This window comes from Corynebacterium uropygiale (assembly GCF_021568315.1).
Classification (GTDB): Bacteria; Actinomycetota; Actinomycetes; order Mycobacteriales; family Mycobacteriaceae; genus Corynebacterium; species Corynebacterium uropygiale.
On sequence record NZ_JAKGSI010000003.1, the window covers coordinates 85,151 to 99,590 of the forward strand.

Genomic DNA, 14,440 nt, shown 5'->3' on the forward strand with positions numbered 1-14,440 from the left:
CGAACTGAGAGAGCAACAACCAAGGAGGACATGGATGGCAACCCCGCTGCTGGGTGTGGAATCGGTACACCTCGAATACCCCACGAAGGTGGTATTCGACGCAGTGAGCCTCGGCATCGAGGAGGGCGATCGCATCGGCATCGTCGGCCGCAATGGCGACGGCAAGTCGAGCCTCCTCGGCATTCTCTCCGGCGACGTCGAGTACCAATCCGGCCGCGTCACCACCCGCAACGGGCTGCGCTTCGGCGTGCTCGGGCAGCGGGATTCCTTTGACGACGACCTCAGCGTGAAAACCGCCATCGTCGGGGATCGCGAGGACCACGAGTGGGCGGGGGACGCCGGCATCCGGGACATCATCCGCGGGCTCGTCGCCGATGTGCCCTGGGACGTCACGGTGGGGGAGCTCTCCGGCGGCCAGCGCCGCCGCGTGGCCCTCGCGCGTCTGCTCATCGGGGAGTGGGACCTCATCGCGCTGGACGAGCCCACCAACCACCTCGACGTCGAGGGCATCTCCTGGCTCGCCGCGCATCTGAAGAAGCGCTGGCCCCCGCAGCATGGTGGGCTCGTCGTCATCACCCACGACCGCTGGTTCCTCGACGAGGTCTGCACCGAAACCTGGGAAGTCCACGATGGGATCGTCGAGCCCTTTGAGGGCGGATACGCGGCCTACGTGCTGCAGCGCGTGGAGCGCGACCGCCAGGCCGCCCAGGCCGAGCAGAAGCGTCAGAACCTCATGCGCAAGGAGCTCGCATGGCTGCGTCGCGGGGCACCAGCCCGAACTTCCAAGCCGAAGTTCCGCATCGAGGCGGCGAACCGCCTTATCGCCGACGTCCCGCCGGTGCGTAACTCTCTCGAACTCCAGCGGCTCGCCGTGTCTCGCCTGGGCAAAGAGGTGGTCAACCTCGAGGGCGCCGGCGTGTGCTACGGGGAGACGGAGGTGCTGCGTGACATCACCTGGCGCATCGCGCCGGGCGAGCGCACCGGCATCCTCGGCGCCAATGGCGCGGGCAAATCCACCCTCCTCCGGCTCATCGCGGGGGAGATCGAGCCCACCTCCGGGCGGGTGAAGCACGGCAAGACCGTGAAGATGGGCTTCCTGGACCAGCAGTTTTCGCAGCTGAAGGACATCGGGGATGACCTCGTCCGCGACGTCCTCGCCCGCTACCGCACGAGCTTCACCGTCGAGGGCAAGGAGCTCAGCCCCACCCAGCTGCTGGAGCGCCTGGGCTTCGAGCGCGCCCACCTCTCGGCCCGGGTCGAGGACCTCTCCGGCGGCCAGAAGCGACGCCTCCAGCTGCTCCTGCTCCTCATGGATGAGCCCAACGTCATCGCGCTGGACGAGCCCACCAACGACGTGGACTCCGACATGCTGGCCGCCATGGAGGACCTCCTGGATTCCTGGCCGGGCACCCTGCTGGTCATTTCGCATGACCGCTACCTCATCGAACGCGTCACGGATCAGCAGTACGCCATCATCGATCACACGCTGCGCCACGTCCCGGGCGGCGTCGACGAATACCTGCGCCTCCGCGAGGAGGAATCGAAGCAGGGCGCCTCCGCCGCCTCCTCGGAGAGCGCACCCGCTGAGCAGCCCTCCTCCGGGCTGAGCGGCTCTGACCGCTGGGCAGTGCGCAAAGACGTCGCGGCCGTCGAGCGCCGCATGCAGAAAATCGAAAAGAAGATTGCCGCCGTGGAGAAGGACATGGCCGCCCACGACCCCTCGGACTATGAGGGGCTCCAGGAGCTCAACGCGTCCCTTCAGGGCCTGCGGGCGGACTATGCGGAGTTGGAGGACGAGTGGCTCGAGCTGGAATCCCAGCTCGAGGGCTAGCTTCCTAGCCTTCTTAGCTCTCTCAGCGGCCTAATCCTGCGGGTCAATCTGCTGATTGCGCGTCTCTTTCCGCAGGCTGCTGTACGCGATGATGAAGCAAATGGCCGCCGGCACAAGGAAAACCACTGTGGCCAACTCATTGTCCGCCACCCAGCACCCCGCCGACGCCAGCACCAACAGGCCGGCGAGGATGAGGAAAGTGCGGGTGCGCATGTGTATGCCTTTCTGCTGGGTGAGTGGGGTCTCGACGGCACCAGGGTGCCAGGGCTCCCCAGAGTGCCACAGGCAGGGGTATCAGTGGCATCGACGGTCACTTTTGACTACCCCCATGTGGAGGCAATGGTGTGCCAGGTAGGGTGGGGGACATGATTCTCATCAACGTTCGTTTCCGTCCGAAGCCCGAGTACCTCGAGAACTTCCGTGAGAAGGTTGAGGAGTTCACCGCTGCCTCCCGCGCGGAGGAGGGCAACATCTTCTTCGAATGGGCGCGCAACACCGATGACCCCTCGGAGTACATCCTCCTCGAGGCCTTCCACGATGACGCCGCGGAGGCCCACGTCTCCAGCGATCACTTCCAGGCCGCCACGGAGCTCTTCCCGCAGATCCTCACCGAGACCCCGCAGATCATCAACACCCTCATCGAGGGCAAGACCGAGTGGGACCGCATGGCGGAGTTCCAGGTGGAGTCGAACTAGGCGCTACGCTCACCTGTTTTCGGCGGCGTCCCGCGGCGTCGCCTCCTCGATTCCCTTGATCCCCTGGCCGCGTCGGGCCCGCCCCGGCGGCCAGGGGATCGACGCGTCCAGGTAGATTGGTAGACCGTGATTCACGCAGCCTCCTTTGCTCTCGTCGACTCCATCAATGTCCTTCTCATTGGAGTTGTCGTCGCCTTAGGAGTGATGATCCCGCCCCGCGGCCCCTACCGAAAGACGGCTGCGTTACTCATTTCTGGGGACTGGCTGGGGGTGTTCAGCCTCGCCCTGCTTTCCCTGCTTGTGTTCCAAAGCCTCGGGGCCTGGGTGGTGGCTTTCGCGGAATCCTGGACGTTTGGGCTGGTCATTGCGCTGGCTGGCCTGCTCATCGCGGGGCTTACCGCGTGGGGTGGGACAAACGACGCGCTCATCGAGAAGATCCTCGTTCCTCTCCGCCGGCCCGGGCCGCTCACTGTGGCAACGGGGCTCGTCCTCGGTCTGGTGCAGTCGGTGACGTCGGCACCCTTCTTCCTTGGCCTCATTGAGTTGGCCGCGACGGGTCTCCCGCGCGGCGCCCAATACGCGTGGGTCATTCTCTACGCCAGCCTTGCCCTCAGCCTGCCCACTCTCAGCGCGGTGTGTGTGGGTGTGGTGCGCCGTCGGCCCCGCAGCCTCGTGGGTAAGGCCTTCGCCTGGATGAAGGAGCGCCCGCAGCAGATGACGCTTAGCGCCGGCTACGGGGTGGGAGTGTTGCTCATCCTCATGGGCGTGTGGAAGATGATCTGGCCCGGGTGATACCCCCTCAGCAACGCACTCACGGCAGAGCTCAGCCCCTGGGGCATCCGAGGATGCGAACCCAGGGGCTTGAGTGCTGTCTTCTCTTAGAAGGAGAGGTCAGCGATGGAACCCGCGGCGCTCAGGGAGGTCTCGAAGGTGTTCCAGATCAGCTCGATGGCGTTGTCCCACCAGCCGAAGGTGATAGAGAGGGCGAGGTCAGCCATGATGGCTCCTTCTTTCCATAACAGGGGAATGATACAGTGGTTGGTGCAACAATGATATCTTCAATTGAATACAAAAGTCCAGGGTAGAAGGGGTAGCGCGGGGGTGGAGGGCTTTCGTCGCTAGACTTTGAAGCATGGCTAAGAAGAACTCCGAGCACGACGCCCACGCCACGACGCCGCCCAAACTCTCCAAGAAGGCCTATGAGAAGGAGCTGCGCCGGCTGCAGGCGGAGCTCGTCGATATGCAGCAGTGGGTCGTGGAGACGGGCGCGCGCCTCGTCATCATCATGGAGGGGCGCGACGCCGCGGGGAAGGGCTCGGCGATCAAGCGCATCACCCAGTACCTCAACCCCCGCACGTGCCGCATTGAGGCTCTCCCGGCCCCGAACTCCCGCGAGCAGGGCCAGTGGTACTTCCAGCGCTACGTGGAGCGGCTGCCCACCGCCGGTGAGATCGTCATCTTCGACCGCTCCTGGTACAACCGCGCCGGGGTGGAACGGGTGATGGGCTTCTGCACCTCCCAGGAGTACCGCCGCTTCCTTCACCAGGCGCCGATCTTCGAGCGCCTCCTCGTGGAAGACGGCATCATGCTGCGCAAGTACTGGTTCTCCGTCTCCGATGAGGAGCAGATCAACCGCTTCCGTTCCCGCCTCAATGATCCGCTGCGCCGGTGGAAGCTCTCGCCCATGGACCTGCAGTCCATCACCCGGTGGGAGGACTACTCGCGGGCCAAGGATGAGATGTTCATTCACACCGACATCCCCTCGGCGCCCTGGTACACCGTCGAGAGCGAAGACAAGAAGCGCTCCCGCATCAACGTCATCAATCATCTGCTCTCGACGATCCCCTACGAGAAGATCGATCGCCCGCTGCCGGAAATCCCTGATCGCCCGGATAGCGTCGAGAACTATGAGCGCCCGCCGCGCGAGGAGTTCCGCTATGTTCCCGACGTCGCAGCCGCGCTGGAGAAAGACCGGCTGAAGGCAGAGAAGGCCGAGAAGAAGGCGAAGAAGGCAAAGAAGTCCGCGAAGAAGTCAAAGAAGTCCTAGGGCGCTGAGCCCCACAACCTTAGAGCCCGTAAACGTCCTCGAGCACGCGGATGACGCCGGCCTCCTCGCAGGAGGGGGCCAGGTGATCGGCTGCCTCCTTGATAGCCGGGTGGGCATTAGCCATGGCCCACGCGCAGCCGGCCTCCTCGAGGAGTTCGAGGTCATTGAGGTAGTCCCCGAAGGCCATCGTCTGCGCGGCCGGCACCCCCAGTGCCTCCCGCAGCTCGGCGAGCCCCCGGCCCTTGTTGGCCCGGGGGTTCATCACGTCAATCCAGTGGGCGCCGCTGACGACCGCCCGCGCCTCCTCACCCTGCCCGAGGCCCTGCTCGACGGCCGCCCGGAGGACATCGATGTGGTTCTCGGCGTTGGTGCGGGTGTAGATCGCCACCTTGATGAGGTCCTCCCCGATCGTGGCGGAGAGGTCCTCCACGTGCTCGAGGTTGTGGTAGTACTTCGCGATCTCCTCACGGCCAGCGATGTTCTCCGTGCGCACGTACGCGCAGTGCGGGGTGCAGATGACAATATCGAGGTCGCGGCCGCCTTCGGCCCAATGCTCCTCCACCGCCCGGAGGAGGGCCCGCCCGCCGCCCGGGGAGAAGGGGGTAATCGAGCTGATCTCCCCGCGGGCCACCACCACGCTCCCGTTTTCCGCCAGGTAGCTCATGTCCTCCCCGCAGTACCCGAACATGTCCTGCAAGGTGGCGAGCTGCCGGCCGCTCGCCGGGGTGAAGATGATCCCAGCCTCATGAAGCCGCTGGTAGAGGGCGTCGAAACCCGAGGGGAGCCGGCCTTCGCCGTCGAGCAGAGTGCCGTCCATGTCGCAGGCGATCAACCGATAATCCATGCTCTCCTCCAGCTCCGAGTTCCTGACGGGCGCGCGGCCCCTGTGCCATACTGGCACCCATGAGTAACCACGATCACACGCACGACGACGCGACCGTGCGCGCGTCCATCGAAAACACTACCGGAGTCCTCGAACTCAACCGCCCCAAGGCGCTCAATAGCCTCAACCCGGAGATGATCTCCGCGATTAGTGCGGCGCTCGAGGAATGGCGGGATGACCCGCGGGTCACGCAGGTGCTCGTTCGTTCTTCTTCCCCGAAGGCCTTCTGCGCGGGCGGGGACGTCCGCTTCGCCCGTGAGGGCATCCTCGAGGGGAACGGCGAGGCCGTGGATGGCTTCTTCGAGGAGGAATACCGGATGAATGAGGCCATCGCCTCCTTCCCTAAGCCCTACGTGGCGCTCATCGATGGCATCGTTATGGGCGGTGGCTTGGGGGTATCGGCGCACGGCTCGCACCGGGTGGTGACGGAGAAGGTGCTGGCCGCCATGCCGGAGATGGCCATCGGCTATGTCACGGATGTGGGGATGACCTGGGCCTTGGCCCACATGGTGGGGAAGAAGGGCGAGCCCTCGGCGGCGCTGGCCGCCTTCCTGGGCCTCACCGGCTGGCATGTGAAGGTCGCCGACGCCGTGTGGTCGGGGCTCGCGACGGACCTCATCCGCAGCGAGGACGTGGATGCTTTCGCGGACGCCCTCATTGCGGACGGGGTGGAGGCTGCCCTCGAGCGTTTCCGGGTGAACCAGGAGGAGCCCTCCCAGCTGGAGGCCTGGTACCCGGAGATCAAGCGCTGCTTCTCCGAGCGCGGCTGGGCGGCCATCTCCCAGGCGGTGGAGGAGTCGAGCAACGAGGAGTTCCGCGAGGCCGTGCGCACGCTCTGCGCCTCTGCGAGCCCGAGCTCCCTCGTCGCCACCGCGGAGGTCTTTGCCCATAACGCCGAGGCGGACTCCCTCCATGAGGCCATCTGGGCCGAGTGGGCCGTGGGGAAGCGCCTCCTGAGGACCCATGACTTCGCTGAGGGGGTGCGGGCCGTCCTCGTTGATAAGGATCGGCAGGCTGCCTTTGAGCCCTCCGCCCCGGAGGAGGTCGACGCCGCAGCGTGGCGCGAGGTGGTCGCAGCGAAGCGTTAAGAGGGGCTTAAGGGGGGATTAGAGCCGTCGGATGACCCCGAGGGCGTTGTGGATCATGAACTCGCCCATCTCGGGGTCGCGGGGGTGGGGGAGGTCCTCGTATCGCTGGAGCGCGAAGGCGATGGCCCCGGCCACGAGCCGCACCGCGAGGGTGAGGTCATCCGAGCGGAAGCCGAGCTTGTGTGCCCGCGGCATGAGCGCGGTGATGAGGGGGCGGAGGATCTCCTCCGCATCGCCGTATTCCCGGCCCGGCTCCTTTTCGCGGAGCATCTCCGACAGACGGAACAGGTGGGGGAGACGCGCCGGGCCGTCGGCATCGAGGGTGATGATGGTGAGCCGCTCACTGATCTCCAGGAGGCCGAGCCCCTGGGGCAGGTGCTCAATTTCCTCCGCCAGGCGTTCCACCTGCTCGATGATGAAGAAGAGGAGGGCTTCCTCCCGGGAGGGGAAATAGTTGTGGAAGGTGCGCGTCGAAACCCCCGCACCCTCCGCGATGGCTGCGACGGTCAGCTGGGAGGTTCCGTGCTCGAGCGCAATTTGTGCAGCAGATCTGGCCAAGGCGCTCCGCGTTTGTGCTTTGCGAATTTCCCGTAGACCAGACATGTGTCAACTCCCTTGGTGCTAGCGCAGCTCGTCTGAAGGCTTAGGTGGAATGTAGCACCCAACGAACTTTTGTTCAATCTGCCAAACTGTGAAGGCCGAAGCTTCAGGGCGGCGGCGCCCCCACCGCCAAGGAATCAGCGGGTGAGGGCGCATTTCTCGAAGGATGGCCTAGTCCGCCACGAGCGGCTCGAGGACGAAGTCCGGGTTCTCCTTCTGGATGAATTGCAAACGCCATTTGTCACCGAAGAGGGCGATGAGCTCCCCATCGGTGCGCGTGAAGATCTCGACGCCGCGCTGCCGGGCGAGCTTTGGCGCGGTGGCGGCGTCGGTCTTGCGGGCGACGGAGTAGGGCACGGGGGCCGTCTCCGTTTCGACGTTGTACTCATTCTCCATGCGGGCTTGCATCACTTCGAACTGCATGGGGCCGACGGCCGCCATGACCGGGTTGGCATCGCCGCGGGCGTCGTTGCGCAGGATCTGGACGACGCCCTCGGAGTCGAGCTGCTCGAGGGCCTTACGGAATTGCTTGTACTTGCCGAGCGACGTCGCGCGCAGCGTGCGGAAGTGCTCCGGTGCGAACTGCGGCATGGGCGGGTACTGCACCTTGCGGCCAGAGTAGATGGTGTCCCCCGGGGCGAGGGAGCCGGCGTTGACGAGCCCGACGATATCCCCTGGGTAGGCGGTCTCGACGGTCGAGCGGGTGCGCCCGAACACGGTGAGGGCGTACTTTGAGGAGAAGCTCCGCCCCGATTGCGCGTGGGTCACCTGCATGCCGCGGTCGAACTCTCCGGACACGACGCGCATGAAGGCGAGGGTATCGCGGTGCTTGCGGTCCATGCCCGCCTGGACTTTGAAGACGACGCCGGAGAACTCATCACCCGGGTCGCGGCGCTCATCCATAGCGGTGGTGGAGGCCTCGAGGGCGGCCGGGTCGGAGTCTCGGCCCGCCGGGGCGGGGGCGAGGGTGCACAGGGTGTCGAGGATCTGGTGCACACCAAAGTTCAGCATGGCGGAGGCGAAGATCACGGGCGAGGTTTCGCACGCCTCGAAGAGCTCCTGGTCATGGAGGGCGCCGTCGGCGGCGAGAAGCTCCGCCTCCTCGACGGCCGTGTCCCAGGCCTCGGCCTCGCGCTCGGCGGCCTCGTCGGGGGAGTAGTGCTCCTCCGGCGCGATGGTGGAGCCGCCGGCCGTGCGGATGAAGTGGATGTACTCGGCGGCCTCACCCTCCTCGTCGATGCGGGCGAGCCCCCGGAAGTCGCCGGCCTCACCCACCGGCCAGAAGAGGGGTGTGGGCTGGAGGCCGATCTCGGAGACGATCTCATCCACGAGCTCCAGGGGCTCGCGGCCCGGCCGGTCCCACTTGTTCATCACCGTGATGATGGGAAGCCCCCTGGCCTTGCACACGCGGAAGAGCTTGAGGGTCTGCGGCTCAAGGCCCTTCGCGGCGTCGATGAGCATGACCGCGGCGTCGACGGCGGTGAGCACGCGGTAGGTGTCCTCGGAGAAGTCGGCGTGTCCGGGGGTGTCGACGAGGTTGATCATGTAGGGCTCGCCCTCGTGGCCCTCGGGGGCGTACTCGAACTGGAGCGCCGAGGAAGCGATGGAAATCCCGCGGTCCTTTTCCATCTCCATCCAGTCGGAGACGGTGGACTTGCGGCCGGCCTTGCCGTGGACGGCGCCGGCCTCGGAAATGACGTGGGCGTGGAGGGCCAGCGCCTCGGTGAGCGTGGACTTACCGGCGTCGGGGTGGGCGATGACGGCGAATGTGCGGCGGCGGGCTGCTTCCTCGGTGGTTGAACTCATGGCTATCAGAATAAACGGAGCGCTTTAGCGGGAGTGAATACGGTTTTGGGCTTTGGCAAGCCCCTCGGTGACGATGAGGCGGGCGCCCTCGGCGGCGCGGGCGATGAGCTCGTCGAGGGTGGCCCCAGAATCGACGGGCCCGAGCACGTAATCCGGCACGGAGGTGCCGCGCGGCGGGCGCCCGATGCCGATCCGGATCCGCAGGTAATCCCGGGTGCCGAGCGCACCGCTCGTCGACTTCAACCCGTTATGCCCATTCTCATTGCCCCCCTGCTTGAGCTTGACCGTGCCGAAGGGGAGATCAAGCTCATCATGCGCGACGATGACCCGTTCCGCAGGAACCCCGAGCGCCCGGGCGAGCGGGCCGATCGCCTCGCCGGAGTTGTTCATGAACGTCGTGGGCCGCACGAGGAGAACAGGCACCCCGTCCCACTCGACGCGCGCCACCTGGCACGGCAGACCCGAGACGGGGCGGAGGAGGTCGCCGTTGACGGCCAGCAGATCGTCGATGGCCATGGCGCCCACGTTGTGCCGGGTGGCCTCATAGCGCGGCCCCGGATTTCCCAGGCCCACGACCAGCCAGGACACCCCCTCGGCCTCGAGGGTCTCGGTGCTCAGCGCCTCGCGGCGCGCCGGGGTGGGGCGCTCGGAGGAACGCAGTCGATGAAGCCAACGTGAAAAGAAAGAACGATCGCGCACGGTCTCATCCTTCCATATAGTGGTTCCATGAGTGTGTTGAAGACGTGTCACTATCCTCTCGTTGCCGCCCCGATGGCGGGCGGCCCTTCCACTCCTGAGCTGGCCCGCGCGGTCTCGCAGGCCGGCGGACTGGGGTTCCTCGCGCTCGGGACGATGAGCCCCGAGGCCGCGCGCGAGAGCCTCGCGCAGATGACGGAGGGCGAGCAGCTGCCCTATGGGGTGAACCTCTTCGCCCCACAGGAAACGGCTCCAGATCCGGCGGCGATGGAGGCCGTCCGCGAGGAACTGCGCCCAGGCTTTGAGGAGTACGGCCTTCCCCTCCCGCCGCTTCCCGAGCCGGACCTCAGCAACGGCTGGGAGGAGAAATTCAGAGCCATCCTCGAGGCGAAGCACCCACCCGCGATCGCCAGCTCCACCTTCGGCTGCTTCCGGGAAGAAGAGATCCGCACCCTGCACGCCCGGGGAATCGAAGCGTGGTGCACGGTCACCTGCGAGGCGGAGGCGGCGGAGGCCGTGCGGCGTGGCGTCGACGGCCTCATCGTCCAAGGCCCCGACGCCGGCGGTCATCGCGGCGTCTGGCAGGTGGAGGACACCCCGGATGCCCGCCCGCTCCCGCAGCTCACAGCAGTTATTGCCGACGCCCACCCGGGCGTCCCACTCATCGTGGCGGGAGGCCTGGGAACCCCGGAGCGCATCGCCGAGGCGCTGTCCTGGCCAGGCGTCCTGGCCGTCGCAGCCGGTTCTGCGTTCCTTCTCAGCGAGGAAGCGGGAACCTCGGCGGCGAATCGGCGCCTCCTGGCCGCGGCCGCGGCAGAACACACAGCGGCGGGGCAGGACCCCGTGGAACCGACGCTCAGCACCCGTGCCTTTTCTGGTCGCTGGGCCCGGGGTCTGTGCACGGATTACTGCCGGACGCACCCCGACCCCGCGATACCGCCGATCTACCCCGCCCTCAATGCGCTCCTGGGGTCGCTGCGGGCGTCGGCGGCAGAGCGCGGCGATGACCGCTGGGCCTATTGCCTGGCGGGGCGCTTCTGCACCCTGGCGGAGGAAAAACCGGCGGGGGAGATTGTCCGGGCACTCATGTCACCCCCGAATGGCGGATAAGAAGGGCTCGCACAGCCGATAAATGTGGGTTCTGGGTTAGGCTGGCGGGTGGTTCAACCCACCCGTGTGCCCGGTCTTGACCGGCTCGTTTAGCCCTGAGGAGACTCCCCATGTCCCAGCCCAGCTCCGACTGGAATGAGAAACTGACCCTGGCAGAGGAAATGCTGCCGCTCATCAGCGCCCTTCACCGCGAGCGCAACGTGGTGACCTCGATTTTCGGTCGTCTGCTGCTGGACGTGACGGCCATCGACATCATTAAGTCCCACCGCTACGCCCGCCGCATTACGGAGAAGCCGCTGCCGATCTCCCAGACCCTGCCGATCGTCCGTGAGCTCAGCACCATGGACCTGGGCACCGCGAGCATCGACATCGGCCGGCTGGCCACGAACTTCCACCGCAACCCGGAGAACACGGACCTCCGCGCGTACCTGGAGGAGGAGCTCAAGCCGGTCATCGGCGGCACGAAGGATCGCCCCTCGCGGGACGTCGTCCTCTACGGTTTCGGCCGCATTGGCCGCCTGCTGGCCCGCATCCTCATCGCCCGCGAGGCAGCATATGGCGGCGTCCGGCTGCGCGCGATCGTCGTCCGGAGCAAGGGCGAGGGGGACATCATCAAGCGGGCCTCGCTCCTGCGGCGTGACTCCGTCCACGGCGCCTTCGACGGCACCATCACGGTGGATGAGGAGAAGAACATCATCTGGGCCAACGGCACCCCGATCCAGGTGATTTACTCCAATGACCCCGCGAGCGTCGACTACACCGAGTATGGGATTCACGACGCCATCGTCGTCGACAACACCGGCCGCTGGCGTGATCGCGAGGGGCTGAGCCAGCACCTCAAGTCCACCGGCGTGGACCGCGTGGTTCTCACGGCGCCGGGCAAGGGGGACCTGCGCAACGTGGTCTACGGGATCAATCACACGGACATCACCGACGAGGACACCATCATCACCGCGGCCTCCTGCACCACGAACGGCATCACGCCGGTGCTCAAGGTCATCAATGACCGCTACGGCGTGCGCCACGGGCACGTGGAGACGGTGCACTCCTTCACCAATGACCAGAACCTCATCGATAACTATCACAAGGGCCCGCGCCGGGGCCGCGCCGCCGGGCTCAACATGGTGCTCACCGAGACGGGTGCCGCCAAGGCCGTCTCCAAGGCGCTGCCCGAGTTCGAAGGCAAGCTCACCGGCAACGCCATCCGCGTCCCCACCCCGGACGTGTCCATGGCGGTGCTCAACCTGGAGACGGAGAAGGAGGTGGACCGCGACGAGGTGAACAACTACCTCCGCAAGGTCTCCCTCCACTCCGACCTGCGCCAGCAGATCAGCTACATCAACTCCCCGGACGTTGTGTCGACGGACTTCGTCGGCTCCACCCACGCGGGCGTGGTTGACGGGCTCGCCACCATCGCCTCGGGCACGCACCTCGTCCTCTATGTGTGGTACGACAACGAGTTTGGGTATTCTAACCAGGTCATCCGTATCGTCGAGGAAGTCGCTGGAGCGCGGCCGATTGTGCTGCCGCGCCGGGAAAGCCCGTCGGAGTTGTGAGTAGGAAGAACCGCAAGAAGAGCGCCGTGAAGGTCAAGGAGAACCCCCTTGGCCTCAAGCTCAAGTCCACCTGTTGTCGGAAGAATCCGCGGTGCATTAACTGCCCCGTGGTTTATCAGCGCCTCGCACGCTCGGGGGCGTGGGAGCGCGACGACATGAATCTTCCGCGCGAGCTGAAGAGGGCGCGGAAATGGTGAGCCGGGAGGGTTGGCAGGGCCAGACGCCCCGGAAGAGCCGGACGAGGAGGACTCCCCAGCCGCGGTGTCCCATCCGCTATGGGGAGCCCTGCACGGCGTGTCAACCTGGCACCTCTGGCCCGGAGGACTGTCAGCTCGTGGCCCTCGTCATGGATGATCCCGATCTTCGTGAGCGCATGCAGCAGATGAATCGCGAGCACCGCCAGCGCGATCGGGACCGCCGTCGGCACCCGTGATGTTTGGCACATTCTTGGTAATCATATTCAGCTGACTCGTCGTCCAGAGTCTGCACAGCTTATGCTCAGCTCATGACGAAGAAGATGGGCCGGGTGCTGGCGGCACTCGGCGTGTGCGCCCTCATGGGCGCAAGCCCACTGGTGACGCCGGCCGCGCAGGCCGGGACGGTCACTGAGACCCACCCCAGCATCACTGAGCTGGGCCGACTGAGCCAGCACGGACGCTGGTACGCCGATGGCGAGGGGCGTGCTTTCCTCACCGCCGGCGTGAACATGGTGTACAAGCACGCGCCCTACACCCCCGAGGCCGGCGGCTTCAACGAGGATGACGCCGACTGGCTGGCCGCGCAGGGCTTTGACTCCGTGCGCCTGGGCTTGCTGTGGAAGGCCGTCGAGCCCGAACCCGGCGTGTATGACGAGGCGTACATCGAGTCGCTGCGCCACACGGTGCGTATCCTGGCGGACCGCGGCATCGTGACTCTCCTCGACGCCCACCAGGACATGTACAACGAGCGCTTCCAGGGAGAATTCGCCCCGGATTGGGCTGTCATTGACGACGGCGTGCCGAGCCTCCTCCAGGTGGGTTTCCCCACTAACCAGGTGCTCAATGTCGGCTTGCTCCGCGCCTACGATAACTTCCTCGCTGACCGGGAGGGCCCCGGTGGCGTCGGCCTTCAGGAGCGATACGCCGCGATGTGGGGGCACGTGGCCGAGGCCTTCCGCGATGAGCCGGGCATCATGGGCTTTGACATTCTCAACGAGCCGTGGCCGGGCTCGGCTTTCCCGATCTGCTACTTAAGCGGCGGGCACTGCGGGCCGGCCCTCGATCACCTCAATGCCCTGCACCAGAAGGTGTCGGCGGCGGTGACCACGGCCTACCCCGAGGCGATCATCCACTACGAGCCCTACTCTATGTGGAACCAGGGCTTCAACACCCGCCCGGCTGCCCCCGCGGCCACGAACACGGCGCTGAGCTGGCACGTGTACTGCACCTCGAATGCGCTGTTCAACTCCTATATCGGGTGCCAGATCCCGGACGGGCAGACCTTCGCCAATGCCGAGGCCGTGGCCCAGGATCAGCACTCGGCCACCCTGCTCAGCGAGTTCGGGGCCACCGATGACCGCGCCACCCTCGAGGGCGTGACGGGCCTGGCCCGCCAGCACATGGTGGGCTGGCAGTACTGGTCCTACTGCGGGTGTAATGACCCCACGACCCAGAACCAGCTCCAGCAGGGGATCGTCGCAGATCCCCAGGTCCCCGGCCCCGTGACCTGCGATGCCGTCAATCAGGAGAAGCTCTCCATCCTCGCGGCGCCGCATCTTCGAGCGGCGGCCGGCACCCCGACGGAGACCACCTGGGATTCGGCCTCGCGCACGTACCGGGCCTCGTGGACGGCGGATCGCGTCGACGGCACGGGGACGTTTGCGGCGGGCTCCGTCTCTGAGCTCGTGGTCCCCACGGTGAACTTCCCGGAGGGCTATCGCCTCACCGTGGAGGGCGGCCATGTGGTCCGTAATGAGGAGTCGGGTCGGGTCCTCGTGGCCTCGGATGGTGAGGGGCCGGTGACGGTGACCGTCGCCCCGATGGCCTAAGTCCCCTGAGCTGTGTGCCTGTGTTCCCTGTCCTCTCCCCGAGGGCAGGGAATTTTTAGGATTTTCCCAGCTCCGGCGGGGCACAGGGCCCAGATTCTGTGG

General features: G+C 66.2%; 15 protein-coding genes. 10 read left to right on the top strand and 5 right to left on the bottom strand.

All coding sequences use genetic code 11. The annotated features are described in order from the left end of the window. Positions 1 to 34 precede the first annotated feature (34 nt). Positions 35 to 1,831 carry an ABC-F family ATP-binding cassette domain-containing protein gene (locus L1O03_RS06325; RefSeq protein ID WP_236118608.1) on the top strand — a complete coding sequence of 599 codons (1,797 nt, stop codon included), beginning with the start codon at positions 35 to 37 and terminating at the stop codon, positions 1,829 to 1,831. A gap of 30 nt (positions 1,832 to 1,861) precedes the next feature. Here L1O03_RS06325 and L1O03_RS06330 read toward each other — a convergent pair whose 3' ends face one another. Continuing rightward, complete coding sequence (locus L1O03_RS06330; protein WP_236118609.1) at positions 1,862 to 2,044, bottom strand: hypothetical protein; 183 nt, start codon at positions 2,042 to 2,044, stop codon at positions 1,862 to 1,864. 152 nt (positions 2,045 to 2,196) lie between these two features. Here L1O03_RS06330 and L1O03_RS06335 point away from each other — a divergent pair, with 152 nt between their 5' ends. The 3 genes from L1O03_RS06335 (at position 2,197) to ppk2 (ending at position 4,573) form a co-directional block, all read left to right on the top strand. Further along, positions 2,197 to 2,526 carry a putative quinol monooxygenase gene (locus L1O03_RS06335; RefSeq protein ID WP_236118610.1) on the top strand — a complete coding sequence of 110 codons (330 nt, stop codon included), beginning with the start codon at positions 2,197 to 2,199 and terminating at the stop codon, positions 2,524 to 2,526. Between the two features lie 126 nt (positions 2,527 to 2,652). Continuing rightward, a complete protein-coding gene (locus L1O03_RS06340) occupies positions 2,653 to 3,318 on the top strand; it encodes a hypothetical protein (RefSeq protein ID WP_236118611.1) in 666 nt (221 codons plus the stop codon). 340 nt (positions 3,319 to 3,658) lie between these two features. Next, positions 3,659 to 4,573, top strand: a complete 915-nt coding sequence (gene ppk2 / locus L1O03_RS06345) for a polyphosphate kinase 2 (protein ID WP_236118612.1) — start codon at positions 3,659 to 3,661, stop codon at positions 4,571 to 4,573. A 19-nt stretch (positions 4,574 to 4,592) separates the two neighbouring features. Here ppk2 and L1O03_RS06350 read toward each other — a convergent pair whose 3' ends face one another. After that, positions 4,593 to 5,417, bottom strand: a complete 825-nt coding sequence (locus L1O03_RS06350) for a Cof-type HAD-IIB family hydrolase (RefSeq protein ID WP_236118613.1) — start codon at positions 5,415 to 5,417, stop codon at positions 4,593 to 4,595. Between the two features lie 59 nt (positions 5,418 to 5,476). Here L1O03_RS06350 and L1O03_RS06355 point away from each other — a divergent pair, with 59 nt between their 5' ends. Continuing rightward, on the top strand, positions 5,477 to 6,544 hold the full coding sequence (locus tag L1O03_RS06355; protein ID WP_236118614.1) for an enoyl-CoA hydratase/isomerase family protein: 1,068 nt from the start codon (positions 5,477 to 5,479) through the stop codon (positions 6,542 to 6,544). Between the two features lie 18 nt (positions 6,545 to 6,562). Here the strand turns inward: L1O03_RS06355 and L1O03_RS06360 are convergent, their stop codons facing one another. From L1O03_RS06360 to pth, 3 genes are all read right to left on the bottom strand, one after another. After that, positions 6,563 to 7,102, bottom strand: a complete 540-nt coding sequence (locus tag L1O03_RS06360) for a TetR/AcrR family transcriptional regulator (protein ID WP_236118615.1) — start codon at positions 7,100 to 7,102, stop codon at positions 6,563 to 6,565. A 213-nt stretch (positions 7,103 to 7,315) separates the two neighbouring features. Then, positions 7,316 to 8,950: a peptide chain release factor 3 gene (locus L1O03_RS06365; protein WP_236118616.1), complete on the bottom strand. Its 1,635-nt coding sequence runs from the start codon at positions 8,948 to 8,950 to the stop codon at positions 7,316 to 7,318. A 24-nt stretch (positions 8,951 to 8,974) separates the two neighbouring features. Next, positions 8,975 to 9,649, bottom strand: coding sequence for an aminoacyl-tRNA hydrolase (pth, locus tag L1O03_RS06370; protein WP_420830309.1), 675 nt, complete (start codon positions 9,647 to 9,649; stop codon positions 8,975 to 8,977). Between the two features lie 27 nt (positions 9,650 to 9,676). Here pth and L1O03_RS06375 point away from each other — a divergent pair, with 27 nt between their 5' ends. The 5 genes from L1O03_RS06375 to L1O03_RS06390 all read left to right on the top strand — a co-directional run bounded on the left by L1O03_RS06375 (position 9,677) and on the right by L1O03_RS06390 (position 14,338). Next, the gene (locus tag L1O03_RS06375) at positions 9,677 to 10,756 is read left to right on the top strand and encodes an NAD(P)H-dependent flavin oxidoreductase (protein WP_236118617.1); all 1,080 of its coding nucleotides are present in this window, start codon (positions 9,677 to 9,679) and stop codon (positions 10,754 to 10,756) included. A gap of 110 nt (positions 10,757 to 10,866) precedes the next feature. Continuing rightward, positions 10,867 to 12,312 carry a glyceraldehyde-3-phosphate dehydrogenase gene (locus L1O03_RS06380; protein ID WP_236118618.1) on the top strand — a complete coding sequence of 482 codons (1,446 nt, stop codon included), beginning with the start codon at positions 10,867 to 10,869 and terminating at the stop codon, positions 12,310 to 12,312. Continuing rightward, on the top strand, positions 12,309 to 12,509 hold the full coding sequence (locus tag L1O03_RS06385) for a hypothetical protein (RefSeq protein WP_236119215.1): 201 nt from the start codon (positions 12,309 to 12,311) through the stop codon (positions 12,507 to 12,509). Before L1O03_RS06380 ends, L1O03_RS06385 begins: the two co-directional genes overlap by 4 nt. Further along, on the top strand, positions 12,503 to 12,745 hold the full coding sequence (locus L1O03_RS11605) for a DUF6767 domain-containing protein (RefSeq protein WP_338026132.1): 243 nt from the start codon (positions 12,503 to 12,505) through the stop codon (positions 12,743 to 12,745). The genes L1O03_RS06385 and L1O03_RS11605 overlap by 7 nt, the downstream gene beginning before the upstream one ends. Before the next feature lie 72 nt (positions 12,746 to 12,817). Then, a complete protein-coding gene (locus L1O03_RS06390; protein WP_236118619.1) occupies positions 12,818 to 14,338 on the top strand; it encodes a cellulase family glycosylhydrolase in 1,521 nt (506 codons plus the stop codon). Positions 14,339 to 14,440 lie beyond the last annotated feature (102 nt).